14 protein-coding genes are annotated in these 20937 nt (G+C 56.3%); 3 read left to right on the top strand and 11 right to left on the bottom strand.

The window, feature by feature from the left end; all coding sequences use genetic code 11:
• Nucleotides 1–44: 44 nt before the first annotated feature.
• Nucleotides 45–752 (bottom strand): N-acetylmannosamine-6-phosphate 2-epimerase, encoded by a 708-nt coding sequence (locus IM303_RS06620; protein ID WP_048998529.1) that lies wholly within the window; start codon nucleotides 750–752, stop codon nucleotides 45–47.
• Nucleotides 752–2311: a maltose/glucose-specific PTS transporter subunit IIC gene (locus tag IM303_RS06625; RefSeq protein WP_041908418.1), complete on the bottom strand. Its 1560-nt coding sequence runs from the start codon at nucleotides 2309–2311 to the stop codon at nucleotides 752–754. Before IM303_RS06625 ends, IM303_RS06620 begins: the two co-directional genes overlap by 1 nt.
• Nucleotides 2312–2475: 164 nt before the next feature.
• Here IM303_RS06625 and IM303_RS06630 point away from each other — a divergent pair, with 164 nt between their 5' ends.
• Together IM303_RS06630 and IM303_RS06635 are read left to right on the top strand one after the other, a co-directional pair.
• Entirely contained in the window at nucleotides 2476–3300 is an 825-nt protein-coding gene (locus IM303_RS06630) for a MurR/RpiR family transcriptional regulator (RefSeq protein WP_028014252.1), read from the top strand.
• Nucleotides 3301–3659: 359 nt separating this feature from the next.
• Complete coding sequence (locus IM303_RS06635; RefSeq protein WP_041908416.1) at nucleotides 3660–4769, top strand: SDR family oxidoreductase; 1110 nt, start codon at nucleotides 3660–3662, stop codon at nucleotides 4767–4769.
• Nucleotides 4770–4822: 53 nt separating this feature from the next.
• On the opposite strand, the gene eno is transcribed toward IM303_RS06635, so the two are convergent.
• From eno to rlmD, 5 genes are all read right to left on the bottom strand, one after another.
• A complete protein-coding gene (gene eno / locus IM303_RS06640) occupies nucleotides 4823–6121 on the bottom strand; it encodes a phosphopyruvate hydratase (RefSeq protein WP_006811784.1) in 1299 nt (432 codons plus the stop codon).
• A gap of 81 nt (nucleotides 6122–6202) precedes the next feature.
• A complete protein-coding gene (pyrG, locus tag IM303_RS06645; protein WP_028014254.1) occupies nucleotides 6203–7840 on the bottom strand; it encodes a glutamine hydrolyzing CTP synthase in 1638 nt (545 codons plus the stop codon).
• A 223-nt stretch (nucleotides 7841–8063) separates the two neighbouring features.
• Nucleotides 8064–8855 (bottom strand): nucleoside triphosphate pyrophosphohydrolase, encoded by a 792-nt coding sequence (gene mazG / locus IM303_RS06650; protein ID WP_193359740.1) that lies wholly within the window; start codon nucleotides 8853–8855, stop codon nucleotides 8064–8066.
• Between the two features lie 66 nt (nucleotides 8856–8921).
• The gene (relA, locus tag IM303_RS06655) at nucleotides 8922–11153 is read right to left on the bottom strand and encodes a GTP diphosphokinase (RefSeq protein ID WP_028014256.1); all 2232 of its coding nucleotides are present in this window, start codon (nucleotides 11151–11153) and stop codon (nucleotides 8922–8924) included.
• 51 nt (nucleotides 11154–11204) lie between these two features.
• Nucleotides 11205–12503, bottom strand: a complete 1299-nt coding sequence (gene rlmD / locus IM303_RS06660) for a 23S rRNA (uracil(1939)-C(5))-methyltransferase RlmD (RefSeq protein ID WP_193359741.1) — start codon at nucleotides 12501–12503, stop codon at nucleotides 11205–11207.
• 57 nt (nucleotides 12504–12560) lie between these two features.
• Between rlmD and barA the strand changes: the two genes are divergently transcribed.
• Nucleotides 12561–15320: a two-component sensor histidine kinase BarA gene (gene barA, locus IM303_RS06665; RefSeq protein ID WP_193359742.1), complete on the top strand. Its 2760-nt coding sequence runs from the start codon at nucleotides 12561–12563 to the stop codon at nucleotides 15318–15320.
• An 89-nt stretch (nucleotides 15321–15409) separates the two neighbouring features.
• Here barA and IM303_RS06670 read toward each other — a convergent pair whose 3' ends face one another.
• From IM303_RS06670 to gudP, 4 genes are all read right to left on the bottom strand, one after another.
• Nucleotides 15410–16549 carry a glycerate kinase gene (locus IM303_RS06670; protein WP_028014259.1) on the bottom strand — a complete coding sequence of 380 codons (1140 nt, stop codon included), beginning with the start codon at nucleotides 16547–16549 and terminating at the stop codon, nucleotides 15410–15412.
• Nucleotides 16550–16626: 77 nt separating this feature from the next.
• Nucleotides 16627–17964: a glucarate dehydratase gene (gene gudD, locus IM303_RS06675; RefSeq protein WP_193359743.1), complete on the bottom strand. Its 1338-nt coding sequence runs from the start codon at nucleotides 17962–17964 to the stop codon at nucleotides 16627–16629.
• Between the two features lie 15 nt (nucleotides 17965–17979).
• Nucleotides 17980–19320, bottom strand: a complete 1341-nt coding sequence (locus tag IM303_RS06680) for an enolase C-terminal domain-like protein (RefSeq protein ID WP_063155170.1) — start codon at nucleotides 19318–19320, stop codon at nucleotides 17980–17982.
• Nucleotides 19320–20675: a galactarate/glucarate/glycerate transporter GudP gene (gene gudP, locus IM303_RS06685; protein ID WP_041908405.1), complete on the bottom strand. Its 1356-nt coding sequence runs from the start codon at nucleotides 20673–20675 to the stop codon at nucleotides 19320–19322. Before gudP ends, IM303_RS06680 begins: the two co-directional genes overlap by 1 nt.
• Nucleotides 20676–20937 lie beyond the last annotated feature (262 nt).

Raw genomic sequence — 20937 nt, forward strand, 5'->3', positions numbered from 1 at the left:
GTAAAGGGGATAAACGATAAGTATCGCAGATCCCCGTCGGATGGTCATGCTCCATCGGTGCTTTGCGCGCTAATCGCCGCCATAAAGCGCGCGGTAATTTGCTGTGGGCGGGTGATCGCCCCGCCGACAACGACAGTATGCGCGCCCAGCGCCAGACACCGGGCCGCGCGCTCGGGCGTATCCACGTTGCCTTCGGCAACCACGGGGACCGTCACGGCCGCCAGCACCGCTTTCAGGAACGCACTGTCATTCTCCGGAAGCGTATGGCCTGCCGTTTCCGCCGTATAGCCGTACAGCGTGGTGCCAACGCAGTCAAAGCCAAGCGTCTGCGCCGTCACGGCTTCGTCTACGGTGGAAATATCTGCCATCAGCAGTACCGAGGGGTAACGTGAGCGGATGGCCGTGACCAGTGTTTCCAGGGATTCACCGCCAGGACGTTCCCGCGCCGTCGCATCAAGGGCAATGATTTCCGGAGAGACGGCCATGAGCTCATCCACCTCTTTCATCGTAGCGGTGATAAATACTTCGCTCCCTGGATAGTCCCGTTTGATGATGCCGATAACCGGTAAAGACACCTGCTGCTTAATGGCCTCGATATCCACCACGCTGTTGGCGCGAATGGCGAAGGCTCCGCCCTGTGCCGCCGCCAGCGCCATTCGCGACATGATAAACGGGCTGTGCAGCGGTTCGTTTTCCAGCGCCTGACAGGAGACGACCAGTTTTCCCTTCAGGTTATCCAGTACATTTTTCATTACGATAAGATCTCTTCCACTTCGTTTTTGATAATCGTGACGTGCGGGCCATAAATGACCTGTACACCGTTACCGCGCACGATAACGCCGCGCGCGCCGGTGGCTTTCAGCGCCGCGTCATTCACTTTGCTGCCGTCTTTGACCGTCACGCGAAGCCGCGTGGCGCAGCAGTCCACCTCTTCCAGATTGTCTTTTCCGCCTAACCCGGCGATCACCGCCGCAGCGCGCTCGCTTTGCGGCAGGCTGACGTCATCAACCATCGCCTCCTTTTCACGGCCCGGCGTGGCGAAATCAAAGCGGTTAATCAGGTAGCGGAAAGTGAAGTAGTAGAGGAAGAACCACGGCACGCCGACCAGCGGAACGAACATCCAGTTGGTTTTGGCCTCCCCCTGCAAAATGCCGAACAGCACGAAGTCAATAAAACCACCGGAGAAGGTCTGCCCGATGGTGATGTGCAGCATGTGCGCGAGCATAAACGCCAGCCCGTCAAACAGCGCGTGAATGACGTAGAGCACCGGGGCAATGAACAGGAAGGAGAACTCGATGGGCTCGGTAATTCCCGTCAGGAATGAGGTTAACGCCGCGGAGAGCAGCAGCCCGGCAACGCGCTTTTTGTTCTCCGGTTTCGCCGTGTGGTACATCGCCAGACACGCGCCGAGCAGGCCAAACATCATCGTGATAAAGCGCCCGGACATGAAGCGTGACGTGCCTTCATAGAAATGCTGCGTGTTCGGGTCGGCGAGCTGAGCGAAGAAGATCCGCTGCGTGCCCTCAACCAGGTGGCCGTTGACGATCTCGCTGCCGCCGAGCGCGGTGGTCCAGAACGGCAGATAGAAGATGTGGTGCAGACCAAACGGGCCAAGCATGCGCAAAATAAAGCCGTACAGCAGCGTGCCAAGATAACCGGTGGCATCCACCAGCCCGCCCAGACCAAAAATAAGCTTCTGGAAATGCGGCCAGACCACGGTCATGATCGCGCCAACGAGTATTGCCGCCAGCGAGCTGATAATCGGGACAAAGCGCGAGCCGCCAAAAAAGCCCAGGAACTGCGGAAGCGCTATCTTATTAAACCGATGATGCAGCGCGCAGGTCACGAGACCAATCACCACGCCGCCAAACACCCCGGTTTCCAGCGTCTGAATACCCAGCGTCATGCCCTGCCCTACAGCGCCCGGGTTCTCGTGCGCCAGTTTGCCTGTGAGGATCAGCAGCGCGTTGATGGTGGCATTCATCACCAGAAACGCGAGTAGCGCTGCCAGCCCCGCCGTGCCCTTATCGTTTTTTGCCAGCCCGACGGCCACCCCAACCGCAAACAGCACCGAGAGGTTCGCAAACACAATCGAACCCGCACTGCTCATGATGGTGAAAATGGCCTGCAGCCAGCTCACATCTAAAAACGGATAGGCCGCCAGCGTATTGGGGTTCGATAACGCCCCGCCGATACCGAGCAGCAGACCCGCCGCGGGCAATACGGCGATAGGCAACATAAAGGATTTGCCAAAGCGCTGCGCTTTTTCAAACCATCCACCCGACGAAGCGCCACTGAATATTTGCATCATTTTTTCATCCCCCCATTAAAAGATGAAAATTTTTACCATATAAATATTTATAGTGAAAATTATCATCACAAACCAGGAGGCCGATCATACTTTTTTAAAATGACTGGCATCTTTCCCCCGCTTTCCGCCACACTAGTCGCAGTGAAACACATTAAGGACGTGGCATGTCGGACCATGAAAACCTGCTGCTGAAGCTCCGCCAGGAGGCTTCCGGGTACAGCCCAACGCAACAAAAACTCGGTGAGTTTGTCCTCAGCGACCCTGCCCGGGTGCTCTACCTGACCATCACCGAACTGGCGCGAGAGAGCCACACCAGCGAGGCCAGCGTGACGCGTCTTTGCCGGACGCTGGGGTGCAAGGGGTATAACGAATTCAAAATGGCGCTGGCGCTGGATATTCAGCAGGGCCAGCCCGCGCGTCAGGCGGGGGATGAGATTGACAGCGTGGTGGATGAATCGGTGCAGGCTTTGCAGGATACCGCGAGACTCCTTGACCGCGCGCTGCTTGAAAAAGCCGCACTGGCGCTGCATCAGGCGCAGTCCGTGCAGATTTATGGCGTCGCGGCCAGCGCGATCCTCGGGGAGTATCTGCATTACAAGTTATTAAGGCTGGGTAAATCCGCACAGCTGTTTAGCGATATGCACCGCGCAGCCATGAATGCGACCACGCTTTCGGCAGAGACGCTGGTGGTGGCGATCTCCAGTTCCGGTTCAACGCGAGATTTACTTCACGTGGTGAAACTTGCCCGCAAGCGCGGGGTGAAGGTTCTGGCGCTCAGCAACACGCCCCGCAGCCCGCTGGCGTCTCTTAGCGATATGCTGCTGGTGGCCGCCAAGCCAGAAGGCCCTCTTAGCGCGGGCGCGCTCAATGCCAAAGTTGGGGTGATGCTGCTGGTCGAATTACTTACGACATCCATGATTGCGCTGGATGGTCATTACGCTGACGTCAGCCAGCAAACGGCCAGCGCCACGCTTCCTCTTCTGCTCTGAAAACCATTCGCAGGCTAAATAAAATAGCCTGCGTTTTATTTTTCCTCAATTTAACTTAAGCAGGGCTCAATTCATTTATATGATAAATGCTTGGTGTAACAAATTATTTTATTTATTACAGTTTGAATTATTTTTCATGCGCTACCCCAAGATGAAAAAACAGATTAAAATCATCAAGTTAAAATAAAAACATGAATAAATTGAATTTTTACGCTTTCTGCAATGTCCAATATTTTCACCTGATTTCCTTTCCTTAAAATAAGCTTAAGACGCTGTCGGTCCCGACGTTTTATTATTTAAACGCCGTTTACTTTTGCGCGCCTACAATCCGCCTCATCAATCATAATGAGACGGTAATAATGAAGATGTTATTAATTACAGGCGTGACCGGGTTTCTGGGCGGTGCAGTACTTGAAAAAATCCTGACCAGCGATCAATCCGTAAAACTCCTTTTGCTTGCCCGTGCCGGCGATCCGCAAAGCGGGCTGGCGCGCGTGCAGGAGAACATGCGTAAGTTCAACATTTCTGAGGAGAAACTGGCCTCCCTGAGCGTGGATAATATCCTCATCGGCGACCTCAGCCAGCCGGAAGCCTTTCTGAACGATCCCCGTCTGGATCAGGTTACGCATGTCGTTAACTGCGCGGCAGTTGCGTCTTTTGGCAATAACCCGCTGATCTGGAAGGTGAACGTAGAGGGTACGCTAGCGCTGGCGCGCCGCATGGAGCAGGTCGCAGGGCTGCAGCGTTTCCTGCATGTAGGCACCGCAATGTCATGCACGCCGGAGCAGGATTCGCTGGTCGCCGAAAGTGCGGAATTCAGAGAAAACGCTGAGCACCTGGTGGAATATACGTATTCGAAGTCAACCATCGAACAGCTGATGCGCCAGGAATGTCCTAACCTGCCGCTGCTCATCGCCCGTCCGTCCATCGTCGTCGGCCATACCCGCCACGGCTGCACGCCGTCGAGCAGTATCTTTTGGGTCTTCAGCATGGGCCTGATGCTGCAGAAGTTTATGTGCTCGATGGAAGACCGGATCGACGTTGTCCCGGTAGATTATTGCGCCGACGCAATGTTAATGCTGCTGAGCAGCAACGCGCGTCCGGGGGAAGTGGTACACATTTCAGCCGGGGAAGAGAACAGCGTTCGCTTTGCGGATATCGATCGGGCAATGGCGCAGGCGCTGGAGAAAGCGCCCGTTGGCGATAAGTACGCGCAGGTCAGCTACGAAACGCTGGTCAAAATGCGCCGTGAACTGAAAACCATTTTTGGTCCGTGCAACGAACGTCTGATGCTGAGAGCGATGCGCTTATACGGTGCCTTTGCCACGCTGAACGTGCGCTTCAGCAACGATAAGCTGCTCAGCATGGGGATGCCGAAGCCACCTCGTTTTACGGATTATATCGCCCGCTGCGTGCAAACCACCCGGGGACTGACCATTCCCGAGCAGATGGCGGTCGATTTTAAATAATCAAAAAAAATGCCAGTCATTCGACTGGCATTTTCATGTTAAGGCTTAAGCAATTATGCCTGACCTTTGATCTCTTTACGACCGTTGTAAGGTGCTTTTTCACCCAGCGCTTCTTCGATACGAATCAGCTGGTTGTATTTAGCAACACGGTCAGAACGGCTCATAGAACCGGTTTTGATCTGGCCAGCAGCGGTACCAACAGCCAGGTCGGCAATGGTCGCGTCTTCAGTTTCGCCAGAACGGTGAGAGATAACAGCGGTGTAGCCAGCGTCTTTCGCCATTTTGATCGCAGCCAGCGTTTCGGTCAGAGAACCGATCTGGTTGAATTTGATCAGGATGGAGTTAACGATGCCTTTCTCGATGCCTTCTTTCAGGATCTTGGTGTTGGTTACGAACAGATCGTCACCAACCAGCTGGATTTTGTCGCCCAGTACTTTGGTCTGGTATGCGAAACCATCCCAGTCAGACTCGTCCAGACCGTCTTCGATAGAAACGATCGGGTACTGTTTGGTCAGATCTTCCAGGAAGTGAGTGAACTCTTCGGAGGTGAACGCTTTGTTGCCTTCGCCAGCCAGAACGTATTTACCGTCTTTGTAGAATTCAGATGCTGCACAGTCCATCGCCAGGGTGATGTCTTTGCCCAGCTCGTAGCCTGCTGCTTTAACCGCTTCAGCGATAACAGCCAGTGCTTCTGCGTTAGAACCCAGGTTTGGCGCGTAGCCACCTTCGTCACCAACAGCAGTGTTCATACCTTTAGCTTTCAGAACTTTAGCCAGGTTGTGGAACACTTCAGAACCCATACGAACCGCTTCTTTCAGGGTTTTCGCGCCAACTGGCTGAATCATGAATTCCTGAATATCAACGTTGTTGTCTGCGTGCTCACCACCGTTGATGATGTTCATCATTGGTACAGGCATAGAGTATTTGCCTGGGGTGCCGTTCAGTTCAGCGATGTGCTCGAAAAGTGGCATACCTTTAGCAGCGGCTGCTGCTTTGGCGTTCGCCAGGGAAACGGCCAGGATTGCGTTCGCACCGAAGTTAGATTTGTTTTCAGTACCGTCCAGATCGATCATGATCTTGTCGATGCCAGCCTGATCTTTGGCATCTTTGCCAACGATAGCCTGAGCAATAGGACCGTTAACAGCGCCAACCGCTTTCAGTACGCCTTTGCCCATGAAACGGGATTTGTCGCCATCACGCAGTTCCAGCGCTTCACGGGAACCCGTAGAAGCACCTGATGGAGCAGCTGCCATACCGACGAAACCACCTTCCAGATGAACTTCGGCTTCAACGGTCGGGTTACCACGGGAGTCGATGATTTCACGACCGATGACTTTAACGATTTTGGACATTAGATTTTCCTCAGTACAAGTTAAACTAAAACTCCAGACAAACAACGCGTACCGTTGGTACGCGTTGCCGTTCTAACTTTTTTACTTCGCCTGACGCTTCTGGTACTCGCTGGCGGCTTTCACGAAGCCTGCAAACAGCGGATGTCCATCACGCGGCGTTGAAGTAAATTCCGGGTGGAACTGGCAGGCAACAAACCACGGATGGTTTGGCACCTCGATGATCTCGACTAACTGATCGTCCCCGGAGCGACCCGCAACACGCAGGCCCGCGGCTTCAATTTGTTTCAACAACATATTGTTGACTTCATAGCGGTGACGATGGCGCTCGGTGATGACCGGCTCGCCGTACAGCTTGCGAACCACGCTATCGTCGGACAGCTGGCAGGCCTGCGCGCCAAGACGCATAGTGCCACCCAGATCGCTCTTCTCGGTACGGACTTCGACGTTACCGTCTTCGTCGCGCCATTCCGTAATCAGCGCCACGACAGGGTACTTACAGTCTGGCACAAATTCCGTAGAGTTCGCGTTTTCCATTCCCGCTACGTTGCGCGCAAATTCGATCAGCGCAACCTGCATACCCAGGCAGATGCCGAGGTATGGAATATTGTTTTCACGCGCATAGCGTGCAGTGGCGATCTTGCCTTCAACACCACGGTAGCCGAAGCCGCCAGGGATGAGGATAGCATCCAGATCTTTCAGAATTTCAACGCCACGTGTTTCAACATCCTGCGAATCAATCAGCTTGATGTTCACGGAGACGCGGTTCTTCAGACCACCGTGCTTCAGCGCTTCGATAACGGACTTATAGGCGTCCGGCAGTTCGATGTACTTGCCGACCATACCGATAGTCACTTCGCCTGCCGGGTTCGCTTCTTCATAAATAACCTGTTCCCATTCAGACAGGTTAGCTTCCGGACAGTTCAAGCTGAATCGTTTACAAATATAATCGTCCAGACCCTGTGATTTCAACAGGCCCGGGATTTTATAAATGGAATCGACATCTTTCATTGAAATAACGGCTTTTTCAGGCACGTTACAGAACAATGCAATTTTCGCACGTTCGTTCGCTGGAATGGCACGATCGGAACGGCAAACCAGGATGTCAGGCTGAATACCGATGGAGAGCAGTTCTTTAACGGAGTGCTGAGTCGGTTTGGTTTTCACTTCACCTGCCGCCGCCATGTAAGGCACCAGCGTCAGGTGCATGAACAGCGCGTGTTCACGACCAATGTCTACCGCCAGCTGACGAATCGCTTCGAGGAACGGCAGGGATTCGATATCACCCACGGTACCGCCGATTTCAACCAGCACAACGTCATGCCCTTCGCCACCGGCAAGGACACGCTCTTTGATGGCGTTAGTGATGTGTGGGATAACCTGCACGGTCGCGCCCAGGTAGTCACCGCGGCGCTCTTTACGCAGAACGTCAGAGTAGATGCGGCCAGTCGTAAAGTTGTTACGACGGGTCATTTTGGTACGAATGAAACGCTCGTAGTGGCCAAGATCCAGATCGGTTTCAGCGCCGTCTTCAGTAACGAACACTTCCCCGTGTTGGGTTGGGCTCATGGTGCCAGGATCGACGTTGATGTACGGATCCAGTTTCATCATGGTCACATTGAGGCCACGGGCTTCAAGAATGGCTGCGAGGGAGGCTGCGGCAATGCCTTTACCCAGAGAGGATACGACCCCGCCGGTCACAAAAATATAGTTCGTTGTCATGCTGAACCTGAGAAGTTAGGGTGAAACGATGGAATAACCAGGACGGGAAAGTAGTATACCCGAACACGGCGAGCGCCACAAACTTTCATTCTCCGTCTCCATTCCAGGCCATGACAAACATAAGGAGTGAGAAAATAGCCCCTTTTGGGTAAATGTTTTTGACGCAAATCAAGCGCTTGTCATTTAAAAAATCACACAAATTGCGCTTGATCGCAAAATTCCGTTAGAGATCAGATTCCTGGCGTTTTACTTCCTGCCAGACTTCTTCCATCGCGTCGAGGTCAATTCCGGTCATTTCCAGGCCGCGCGAGGCCACAATCCGCTCGACTTCACGAAAGCGTCGTTCGAATTTCAGGTTGGCTTTTTGCAGCGCGGTTTCCGCTTTTACCCCTAGATGGCGAGAAAGATTGACGGTGGCGAACAGCAGGTCGCCCATCTCTTCCTCCAGCCTTGCTTCATCGACCACCGCCTGCTGCGCTTCGTGCATCACTTCGTCGATCTCTTCATGCACTTTATCCAGCACGGGTCCCAGGGAATCCCAGTCAAATCCTACCGCCGAGCAGCGCTTTTGAATTTTGTGGGCGCGCATCAGCGCGGGCAGGCTCAGCGGGATGTCGTCCAGCGCAGAGTGTTGGGACTTTTCAGCGCGCTCGGCGCTTTTAATCTGCTCCCAGCGGGCCAGCACCTCTGCGCTGTTTCCTGCGGTGGCATCGCCAAAGATATGCGGATGGCGGCGCTCCAGCTTGTCGCTGATAGCGGCACAGATATCGTCAAAGTTAAAGCGCCCTTCCTCCTGCGCCATCTGGGCGTAGAACACTACCTGGAACAGCAGGTCGCCGAGTTCACCGCGCAGGTCATCGAAATCCTCACGTGAAATGGCGTCCAGCACCTCATAGGTCTCTTCGAGGGTATAAGGTGCGATGGTCGCGAAAGTCTGCTCCTTGTCCCACGGGCAGCCGTTTTCCGGGTCGCGCAGGCGTTTCATGATGCCGAGCAGGCGGTCGATTTGAGTCATAGTTCTGTCCTGATGTAAAAATGCCGGGTGGCGGCGTTGCCTTACCCGGCCTACGGAAGAGGATGTTTAGCCGCCGTGCAGACGACGTGCGTCAATCACATCCGGCACCTGGTTCAGTTTGCCCAGCACGCGGCCGAGCACCTGCAGGTTGTAGATTTCGATGGTCATATCGATGGTGGCAAGCTGCTCGCGGGTATCGCTGCGGCTGGCAACGCCCAGCACGTTGACCTTCTCGTTGGCGAGAATGGTGGTGATGTCGCGCAGCAGCCCGCTGCGATCGTTGGCGGTGACGCGCACCACCAGCGAGTAACCGGCGGAATAGCTCTCACCCCAGACCGCTTCCACGATACGCTCCGGCGCGTGGGACTGCAGTTCGGCAAGCTGGTCGCAGTCGGAGCGGTGGATCGAGATCCCGCGCCCCTGGGTGATAAAGCCGACGATATCGTCCCCCGGAATCGGCTGGCAGCAGCGGGCAATGTGGTGCATTAGGTTGCCCACACCCTCGACCACCACGCGGCCGTTGTCTTTGCTGCGCTGCTGCGGGGCATAGGTTTTCTGCTGCAGCTGCTTCAGCGCCGCCGCGTCCTGCTCTTCCGCGCTAGGCTTGTTGAACTGGGCCTGCAGGAAGTTGACCATCTGATTCAGACGGATATCACCGCCGCCAATCGCCGCCAGCAGCTCGTCCAGCTCGTTGAAGTTGTAGCGCGGCAGCAGGAATTTCTCTGCTTCTTTCAGGCTGATCCCTATATGCTCCAGCTCGTCGTCAAGGATCTGGCGACCGGCAAGAATGTTTTTGTCACGATCCTGCTTGCGGAACCAGGCGTGAATTTTGGAGCGCCCGCGGCTGGTGGTGACGTAACCGAGGTTCGGGTTAAGCCAGTCGCGGCTCGGGTTTGGCTGCTTCTGGGTAATGATTTCAATCTGGTCGCCCATCTGCAGCTGATAGGTAAACGGCACGATACGTCCGCCGATCTTCGCCCCGATGCAGCGGTGCCCCACGTCGCTGTGGATGTGGTAGGCAAAATCGAGCGGCGTGGAGCCAGCCGGCAGGTCGACAACGTCCCCTTTCGGGGTAAAGACGTAGACGCGGTCATCAAAGACCTGGCTGCGCACCTCGTCGAGCATTTCGCCGGAGTCGGCCATCTCCTCCTGCCACGCAATCAGCTTGCGCAGCCAGGCGATGCGGTCTTCGTGGCCGGAGCGTGCCCCGCCAGAAGTGCCCTCTTTGTACTTCCAGTGCGCGGCTACGCCCAGCTCGGCGTCTTCGTGCATCTGTTTGGTGCGGATTTGAATCTCGACCGTTTTGCCGCCGGGGCCAAGCACCACGGTATGTATGGACTGGTAGCCGTTCGGTTTTGGGTTCGCGACATAATCGTCAAATTCATCCGGCAGGTGGCGGAAGTGAGTATGTACTATCCCCAGCGCGGCGTAGCAGTCCTGCAGACGCTCCGCCACGATACGCACGGCGCGCACGTCAAACAGCTCGTCAAAGGCGAGGTGTTTCTTCTGCATTTTGCGCCAGATGCTGTAGATGTGCTTAGGCCGACCGTAAACTTCGGCACGGACGTTCTCTTCTTTCATAGCCTGGCGCAGCCCGCTGACAAACTCGTCGATGTAATGCTCACGATCGATACGGCGCTCATGCAGGAGTTTGGCAATGCGCTTGTATTCTGCCGGATGCAGATAGCGGAAGCAGTAATCTTCCAGCTCCCATTTCAGCTGACCAATACCTAAGCGATTCGCCAGCGGCGCATAGATGTTCGTACACTCTTTGGCGGCCAGCACGCGCTCGTCTTCCGGCGCATCTTTCACTTCACGCAGATGGGCAATACGCTCGGCCAGCTTGATGACCACGCAGCGAAAATCATCCACCATGGCCAGCAGCATCCGGCGGACGTTATCAACCTGCTCAGAGGAGACGGAATCGGTATGCGCGGCTTTTAGCTGGCGAATGGCCGCCATATCGCGCACGCCGTGGATCAGCGCAACGACGGATTTGCCGACGCTGTCGCGCAGCACATCTTCGCTGACCACATCCGCATCCGCGAGGGGGAACAGCAGCGCGGCCTGCAGCGTTTCGATGTCCATGTTCAGCATGGACAAGATTTCAACCATCTCCACGCCGCGCCACAAGAGCAGATCGGCATCCGGGTGTCCCTGCGTGGTGCGCAGACAGTAGGCCCAGGTTTCGGTTAAGCGTTCACACGACTGCTGGCTGGAAATTCCCAGACTTGCGATCCATTTTTGTGGGTCAAACTCCCCAGCTTTATTGAGATGTGCACTTCTTACCGCAACCATTGTCCTCTCCTTTAGGGACCAGGGCCTGTCGAAGTCGACAAGCCAAACAAATTAGATGTGCTCGAACAACGCCATCGATTCCAGATGTCCAGTGTGCGGGAACATGTCCAGCATTGCCAGACGCCGAATCTGGTAACCCGCGCTGATTAACGCCTCACTGTCACGGGCAAGCGTTGCCGGGTTACAGGAAACATAGACCACGCGCCTGGGCGCGAGTTTAATAATATGCGCCATGACGCCTGGGGCACCTGCACGCGCCGGGTCGAGCAGGATTTTGTCGAAACCCTGCTTTGCCCACGGCTGTTGAGTGACATCTTCCTCAAGATTTTGATGAAAGAATGTCACATTTTGCAAGCCGTTCTGCTCTGCGTTTTCCTGGCCTTTGACCACCAGCGCCTCAACGCCTTCCACCCCGACCACGCTTGCCGCTCTGCGCGCCAGCGGCAGGGTAAAGTTACCCATGCCGCAGAACAGATCGAGCACACGGTCAGTGGGCTGTACGTCAAGCCATTCCAGGGCCTTCGCCACCATTTGCTGGTTTATGCCGTCGTTGACCTGGATAAAATCACGCGGACTGAACGTTAAGCGTAGCCCGTCTGACGCATACCAGGGAGCTTCGCCCGATACCTGTTCAAGTATCTCGCTTTGCGGCGCGAGGAAAAGCGCAAGCTCATGAGAATGCGAAAAGCGTTCCAGTTTTTCGCGATCTTTTTTCGACAGCGGCACGGTATGGCGCAGCACCATCAGCGGGCCGTTGTTCGCCAGCACCAGTTCAACGTGGCCCAATGAACGCACCCCGTCGAGCGATGCAAGACAGCGGTGCACGTCCGGAAGTAACGCCTCAAGATGGGGCACCAAAATGGGGCACCGCTTCACGTCAACAATATCGCTGGAGGCCGCTTTGCGAAAACCCATCTCCAGCCGCTCCGTTTTGGGCTGATAGCTCAGGCTCAGGCGCGCGCGGCGGCGATAGCCCCAGGGCTCATCGGCGATAACCTCGTCAACTTCGTGTTTAAGGAGGCGCGCCAGCGCGCGGCTTTTACTTTTTTGCTGTAATTCTGTGCTCGCATGCTGTTGCTGGCAGCCTCCGCACACGCCAAAATGGGGACAGCGGGGCTCCACGCGCTCCGGGCTCGCGTTGAGGCGACGCTTCACCTGTCCGCGCGCGTACTGACGCTTGTCTTCCGTCAGCGTAATTTCTGCTCGTTCTCCTGGCAGCAAACCTGTTATAAACAGAGTCTTACCGTTGTGACGAGCCACTCCCTGACCAAACGGATCAAGGTCCGTGGCTTCAACAGTAATGATTTGACGCGTCGTCACGCGTCGCTTTGCAGAGTAGAATTGCGCCATCGCCGAGATTTTTCTCACATAAACATAATTATCTTAATTGTCCCATAACGGAACGCCATGACCAACTACAGCCTGCGCGCGCGCATGATGATTTTGATCCTCGCCCCCACCGTTCTCATCGGTTTGCTGCTGAGTATCTTCTTTGTGGTGCACCGCTATAACGATTTGCAGCGACAGCTGGAGGACGCGGGCGCCAGCATTATCGAACCGCTTGCCGTCTCCAGCGAGTACGGCATGAACCTGCAAAACCGCGAATCCATTGGGCAATTAATCAGCGTGCTTCATCGTCGCCACTCGGATATCGTCCGTGCCATTTCCGTCTACGACGAACATAACCGCCTGTTTGTCACCTCAAACTTTCATCTCGATCCGGCGGCCCTGAAAATCCCGGACGGAACGCCCTTCCCGCGCCACCTCACAGTACTGCGGCGCGGCGATATCATGATCCTGCGCACGCCGATCGTGTCGGAAAGCTATTCACCCGATGAGTCTGCGCAATCCGATGCCAAATCCAGCAATAACATGCTGGGATATGTAGCGCTTGAGCTGGATCTCAAGTCGGTACGGCTGCAGCAGTACAAAGAAATTTTTATCTCCGGCGTGATGATGCTGTTCTGCATTGGTATCGCGCTGATCTTCGGCTGGCGTCTGATGCGTGACGTCACGGGCCCCATCCGCAACATGGTTAATACCGTTGACCGCATCCGCCGGGGACAGCTCGACAGCCGCGTGGAAGGGTTTATGCTGGGCGAGCTGGATATGCTGAAAAACGGCATTAACTCGATGGCGATGTCGCTGGCGGCCTATCACGAAGAGATGCAGCATAACGTTGACCAGGCCACCTCTGATCTGCGCGAAACGCTGGAGCAGATGGAGATTCAGAACGTTGAGCTGGATCTGGCGAAAAAGCGCGCTCAGGAAGCGGCGCGTATTAAGTCTGAGTTTCTGGCCAATATGTCGCACGAGCTGCGTACGCCGCTCAATGGCGTGATCGGCTTTACCCGCCTAACTCTGAAAAGCGAGCTGAATCCTACTCAGCGGGATCACCTGCACACCATTGAACGTTCGGCCAATAACCTGCTGGCGATCATTAATGACGTGCTGGACTTCTCCAAGCTGGAGGCGGGTAAACTGATTCTGGAGAGCATCCCGTTCCCGCTGCGCAGCACGCTCGATGAAGTCGTGACGCTGCTCGCGCACTCGTCGCACGACAAGGGCCTTGAGCTAACGCTCAATATTAAAAACGACGTGCCGGACAACGTTATTGGCGATCCGCTGCGCCTGCAGCAGGTCATTACCAATCTTGTCGGGAATGCGATTAAATTCACCGAAAGCGGCAACATCGACATCCTGGTAGAAAAACGCGCCATCAGTAATAACAAGGTGCAGATTGAGGTTCAAATCCGCGATACCGGTATCGGCATTCCGGAGCGGGATCAGTCGCGTCTGTTCCAGGCCTTCCGCCAGGCAGACGCCAGCATCTCCCGCCGCCATGGCGGTACCGGACTGGGGCTGGTGATCACGCAGAGGCTGGTAAACGAGATGGGCGGCGATATCTCTTTCCACAGCCAGCCAAACCGCGGCTCAACCTTCTGGTTCCATATTAACCTCGACCTCAATCCGAACGTGCTGACCGACGGCCCGGTGACGGACTGTCTGAAAGGTAAGCGCCTGGCCTACGTCGAGCCTAACGCGGCAGCGGCGCAGTGCGCGCTGGATATTTTAAGCACCACGCCGCTGGAGGTGGTTTACAGTCCAACCTTCTCAGCCCTGGCCATTGATCATTACGACATTTTGCTGATGGGGATCCCGGTGACCTTCACCGGCGAGCTGACCATGCAGCAGGAGCGGCTGGCGAAAGCCGCGTCGATGACCGACTATCTGCTGCTGGCGCTGCCCTGCCACGCTCAGCTTAATGCGGAAGAGTTGAAAAACGACGGTGCGGCCGCGTGCCTGCTTAAACCACTCACCGCGACCCGCCTGCTGCCCGCCCTTACGGAGTATTGCCGTCTTAGCCAGCACGCACTGCCGTTGATTAACGACGAGCAAAAACTGCCCATGAGCGTGATGGCGGTGGATGATAATCCGGCAAACCTGAAGCTAATCGGCGTATTGCTGGAAGACCAGGTTCAGCATGTTGAGCTGTGTACCAGCGGCGCCCAGGCGGTTGAACTGGCTAAACAGATGCAGTTCGACTTAATTCTGATGGATATTCAGATGCCGGGCATGGATGGCATTCGTGCCTGCGAGCTGATCCACCAGCTCCCGCATCAGCAGCAAACCCCGGTGATTGCGGTCACCGCGCATGCGATGGCCGGTCAGAAAGAGAAGCTGCTGAGCGCCGGGATGAATGATTACCTGGCGAAACCTATCGACGAAGAGAAGCTTCATAACCTGCTGTTACGCTATAAGCCGGGGCACATTGGCGGAACATATACGGTTTTCAGCGAGCCGGTTGAGGTAAGCGTTAATCAAAATGCGACCTTTGACTGGCAGCTGGCGCTGCGCCAGGCGGCAGGGAAACCCGATTTAGCACGAGAGATGCTGCAAATGCTGGTCGCGTTTCTGCCGGAGATCCGTAATAAGGTTGAAGAACAGCTGGTGGGCGAGAACCCGGAAGAGCTGCTGGAAGCGATCCACAAGCTGCATGGCAGCTGCGGCTACAGCGGCGTACCGCGTCTGAAAAACCTCTGCCAGCTGCTGGAGCAGCAGCTGCGCGCGGGTACGCCGGAATCGGAGCTTGAACCGGAGTTCCTGGAACTGCTGGATGAGATGGATAACGTGACGCGGGAAGCGATGAAGGTGTTGGGGAGCTGAGGGAAAAGCCCGGTGGCGCTACGCTTACCGGGCCTACAGGTGCGCTAACGTAGGCCGGGTAAGGCGAAGCCACCACCCGGCAATCACAGTTAAAATGCCTGCCCTACTTTCAGCACCGCCGCGATATTCCTTGCGGCCATCTGTACATTCGCGCTGGCATTTTCCAGCGCGTCCTCCAGCGAGCAGATGGTGTAGATCACGCTAAACACCGCGTCTAAGCCGTGATCGTGTACCACGCCAACATCCGCCGTCAGGCTACCTGCAATGCCGATAACGGGCTTATTAAAGCGTTTCGCCACTTTCGCCACCCCTACCGGCACTTTGCCATGGATCGTCTGGCTGTCGATGCGGCCTTCCCCGGTGATCACCAGATCCGCATCGGCCACCTGGTCGGCCAGGTGTAGCGCATCGGTCACAATCTCAATGCCCTGGCGCAACTGCGCACCACAAAAAGCGTACAGCGCCGCGCCCATACCACCCGCCGCACCGCCGCCAGCAAGGTTGAGCACATCAATGTCCAGATCCCGGGCAATGACTCTCGCATAGTGCGCAAGCGCGTTGTCCAGGGTGACGATCATCTCGGGTGTGGCGCCCTTTTGCGGGCCAAATACCGCTGACGCGCCATCCTTACCGGTGAGCGGATTCGTCACATCGCAGGCGACTTCTATCCGGCACTCCGCCAGACGCTGGTCGAGGCCGCTCAGGTCGATCCGCGCAAGCTTATCCAGCTCGCCCCCGCCCTGCCCCAGCGGCTGTTCATTGTCGTCCAGCAGCTTCGCCCCCAGCGCCTGCACCATCCCGGCGCCGCCGTCATTGGTGGCGCTGCCGCCGATACCGATGATGATATGCTTAACGCCCGCATCCAGCGCGTGGCGGATAAGTTCCCCCGTGCCCCAGGAGGTCGTTTTCAGAGGGTCACGCAGTGAAGGGGCTACCAGTTCCAGACCGCTTGCCGCCGCCATTTCAATAAAGGCGCTCTGCTCGTCACCGGATATCCCATAAAACCCGTCCACGCGCTCGCCCAGCGGACCGGTCACCGGAACGTGCACAATGCGTCCCCGGGTTGCCGCGATCATCGCCTCAACCGTGCCTTCACCGCCATCAGCGACCGGCAGTTTGACGTACTCCGCCTCAGGGAAAATCTCGCGAAAACCGCGCTCGATCGCTGTCGCAACCTCAAGCGCACTCAAACTTTCCTTATACGAGTCCGGTGCGATAACAATTTTCATAAGCCATCCTTACGCATAGTCGTTACGTTAAGCATACACCACGTAGGAAACCGCTCGTGGGAGCGGTCCCAATGCGTTTATCGTACCATGCACGGACGTTTATTGTCGAATGTCCAGTCAGGGATCAGGTACTGCATCGCCATCGCGTCGTCGCGCGCGCCCAGACCGTGTTTTTGATACAGTTCGTGTGCTTTCATTACCTGATCCATATCCATTTCAACCCCCAACCCCGGCGTGGACGGCACCTGCACCATGCCACCTTTGATCTCAAACGGCTCTTTGGTGAGGCGCTGATTACCCTCCTGCCAGATCCAGTGCGTATCGATAGCGGTAATGGTGCCCGGCGCGGCGGCGGCGACGTGGGTAAACATCGCCAGCGACACGTCAAAATGGTTGTTGGAGTGCGAGCCCCAGGTCAGGCCAAACTCGTGGCACATCTGCGCCACGCGCACCGAGCCCTGCATTGTCCAGAAGTGCGGGTCCGCCAGCGGGATATCCACCGATTGCAGAGAGAGCGTGTGCCCCATCTGACGCCAGTCGGTGGCGATCATATTGGTCGCGGTCGGTAGCCCCGTAGCGCGACGGAATTCCGCCATGACTTCGCGGCCCGAAAAGCCTTGCTCAGCCCCGCACGGATCTTCCGCGTACGCCAGCACGCCTTTCAGCTGCTTGCCAATATCGATCGCTTCATCAAGCGACCACGCGCCGTTCGGATCCAGCGTCACGCGCGCCTGCGGGAAACGTTTTGCCAGCGCGGTAATGGCTTCCGCCTCCTCTTCCCCCGCCAGCACGCCGCCTTTCAGTTTGAAATCATTGAAGCCATATTTTTCATACGCGGCTTCTGCCAGCCGCACCACCGCATCCGGGGTCATCGCTTCTTCGTGACGAACGCGGTACCAGTCACATTGCTCATCCGGCTGGCTCTGATACGGCAGCGGCGTCAGCTTGCGGTCGCCGACAAAGAACAGATAGCCGAGCATCTCCACTTCACTGCGCTGCTGGCCCTCGCCCAGCAGCGACGCGACGTTAACGCCCAGGTGCTGGCCCAGCAGATCCAGCATCGCGGCTTCAATGCCGGTCACCACGTGGATAGTGGTGCGCAAATCGAAGGTTTGCAGGCCGCGGCCGCCGGCATCGCGATCGGCAAAGGTATTGCGCACGGTGTTGAGGACATTTTTGTACTCACCCAGCGTTTTGCCCACCACCAGCGGAATGGCATCCTCCAGCGTTTTGCGGATCTTCTCCCCGCCCGGAATTTCACCCACGCCGGTATGGCCGGCATTGTCTTTGATAATGACAATATTGCGCGTGAAGAACGGCGCATGCGCCCCGCTCAGGTTCATCAGCATGCTGTCATGACCTGCGACCGGAATGATTTGCATGGAGGTGACGACAGGGGTCGTAAAAGTACTCATCGTGTAATCCTTTTATTAGTGACGTCCAAAAACAGGGCGCTTACGGTCAAATGTCCAGCCGGGGATAAGGTACTGCATCGGGCCCGCGTCGTTACGCGCGCCGCCTGGTAGCTTTTTATACGCCTCATGGGCTTGATGAACCTGATCCCAGTCAAGCTCCACGCCCAGCCCCGGCGCATCGGGTACGGCAATTTTACCGTTTTTGATCTCCAGCGGATTTTTCGTCAGGCGAGCTTCGCCTTCCTGCCAAATCCAGTGGGTGTCGATGGCGGTCGGGTTACCCGGCGCCGCCGCGCCAACGTGGGTAAACATTGCCAGCGAGATATCGAAATGGTTGTTGGAGTGGCAGCCCCAGGTCAGGCCCCAGTCATCGCACAGCTGCGCCACGCGCACCGCGCCGGAGAGCGTCCAGAAGTGCGGATCTGCCAGCGGAATGTCGACGGCGTTCAGCATCACCGCGTGGCCCATTTCGCGCCAGTTGGTGGCGATCATATTGGTCGCAACCGGCAGCCCGGTTGCGCGGCGGAATTCCGCCATCACCTCGCGGCCAGAGAAGCCCTGCTCCGCGCCGCACGGGTCTTCCGCGTAGGTCAGCACGTCACCGAGACCTTTACACAGGCTAATCGCCTCATCCAGCAGCCAGGCGCCGTTCGGGTCAACGGTGATGCGCGCCTCCGGGAAGCGTTTTTTCAGCGCCCGGGCCGTTTCAATCTCCTGCTCGCCGGGCAGCACGCCGCCTTTCAGCTTGAAATCCTTAAAGCCGTAGCGATCCTGCGCAGCTTCAGCCAGGCGCACAACCGTCTCGCTGGAGAGCGCTTCCTGATGGCGCAGCTGATACCAGTCGTGGTCACCCGGTGAACGAGCCAGATAGGGGAGATCGGTTTTATTGCGATCGCCAACGTAGAACAGATAGCCCAGCACGGTGACCGCATCGCGCTGTTTGCCCGGCCCCAGCAGTTCGCAGACCGGAACGTTAAGGGCTTTACCGAGTAAATCCAGCAGCGCCGCTTCCAGGGCGGCGACCGCATTGACGCGCAGTTCAAACGTCCACGCGCCCTTGCCGAAGGTATCAAAGTCCGCCGACTGATTGCCCTTATGCACCCGCTGAACCACCTTGTTCAGACGAGCCACTTCCTGACCCACGACCTGTGGAATAGCCTCTACCAGGGTCTGGTAGATCACTTCCCCGCCGGGGGCTTCACCTACCCCGGTATTGCCTGCACTATCGGTCAACACCACGATATTGCGGGTAAACCATGCGTTATGCGCGCCGCCAATATTGAGCAGCATGCTGTCCTGACCGGCCACCGGGATAACTTTCATTTCCGTGACGATAGGGCTTGATTGTGTTGTCATCATCCGCGCTCCACGACAGGTTTAAGTTCGACGCGTTTAATATCGCCCACCAGCACCAGGTAACTCAGCACCGCCACCAGGGCATGCACACCAACGTAGATCAGCGCGCCGTTGAAAGACCCCGTGGTGCCGACGATGTAGCCGATAGCGATAGGCGTGACAATCCCGGAAACGTTGCCGAACATATTGAACAGACCGCCGCTCAGGCCGCTGATCTCTTTCGGTGCCGTATCCGCCATCACCGCCCAGCCCAGCGCGCCAATCCCTTTGCCGAAGAAGGCCATCGCCATAAAGCCGATAATCATCCACTCGGCACTGACGTAGTTACAGAACACCATGGTCATGGAAAGCAGCATGCCGAGCACAATCGGCGTTTTACGCGCGATGTTCAGCGAACCCGTGCGGCGCATCAGCCAGTCGGAAATGACCCCGCCAAGCACGCCGCCGATGAAGCCGCAGATTGCCGGGACCGAGGCAACAAACCCCGCTTTGAGGATCGACATGCCGCGCGCCTGCACCAGATAAACCGGGAACCAAGTGATAAAGAAGTAGGTTAAAGCGTTGATACAGTACTGGCCGAGATAGATACCGATCATCATGCGCGAGCCGACGAGCTGCTTGATCTGCGCCCATTTCTGGCTGAAGGGGACTTTTGCTTTGTCAGATTTCTGATCCATATTGATCAGCGCCCCGCCCTCAGCAATGTATTCCAGCTCCTTCTTGTTCACGCCAGGGTGCTGATTCGGTTCGTGGATCACTTTCAGCCAAATAAAGCTGATGACGATCCCAAGCCCGCCCATAAAGAAGAAGACGTGCGACCAGCCCACCTCATGCGTCAGCCAGCCCATAATGGGTGCAAAGATCACCGTTGCGAAATACTGGGCGGAGTTAAAAATTGCCACCGCTGTTCCCCTCTCCTGCGCAGGAAACCAGGCCGCGACAATGCGGCTGTTGCCCGGGAAGGAAGGGGCTTCCGCCAGGCCTACCAGAAAGCGCAGCGTAAAGAGCGCCACGATAATGCCAAAGCCGCTGAAGATATCGACGAAACCCTGCAAAAGGGTAAAAGCAGACCAGATAAAGATGGACCAGAAATAGACGCGTTTAGAGCCAAAACGGTCCAGCAGCCAGCCGCCAGGAATTTGGCCGATGACGTAGGCCCACGAGAATGCAGAGAAAACGTAACCCATGCCCACCGGATCAAGGCCGATGTCTTTTGCCATTTCCGAGCCGGCAATCGACAGCGTGGCGCGGTCACCATAGTTAAAGGACGTGACGATAAACAGCATCACCACTATCCAGTAGCGGGCGTTAGTGCGCTTTTCAGCGCTGCTCGCTGCGTGGCTTAATGTACTCATTGTTGCACTCCTGAAACATAGCTTTCGCCTGTTCATTCTGTACAGCACCGGTAGGGTAATCAGAATGAGATAAGTTTTGTCGTTTTAGTACGGCCTGGAGCCGTTTTATTGTGACCGGAAAAGTATATGAAGGAGTGACAGGTTCGCTCACCGTGCAGAAACACAACATTGAGGAGTGTGGGGAACGTGGTTTGAGGCATAAGCCCAAAGCAGTGGAAGATACTTCACGGAATTGAGGATTTGATGCGGCTTTGTTGCCGGG

Source organism: Enterobacter cloacae complex sp. P38RS (assembly GCF_014930775.1).
Taxonomy (GTDB): domain Bacteria; phylum Pseudomonadota; class Gammaproteobacteria; order Enterobacterales; family Enterobacteriaceae; genus Enterobacter; species Enterobacter bugandensis.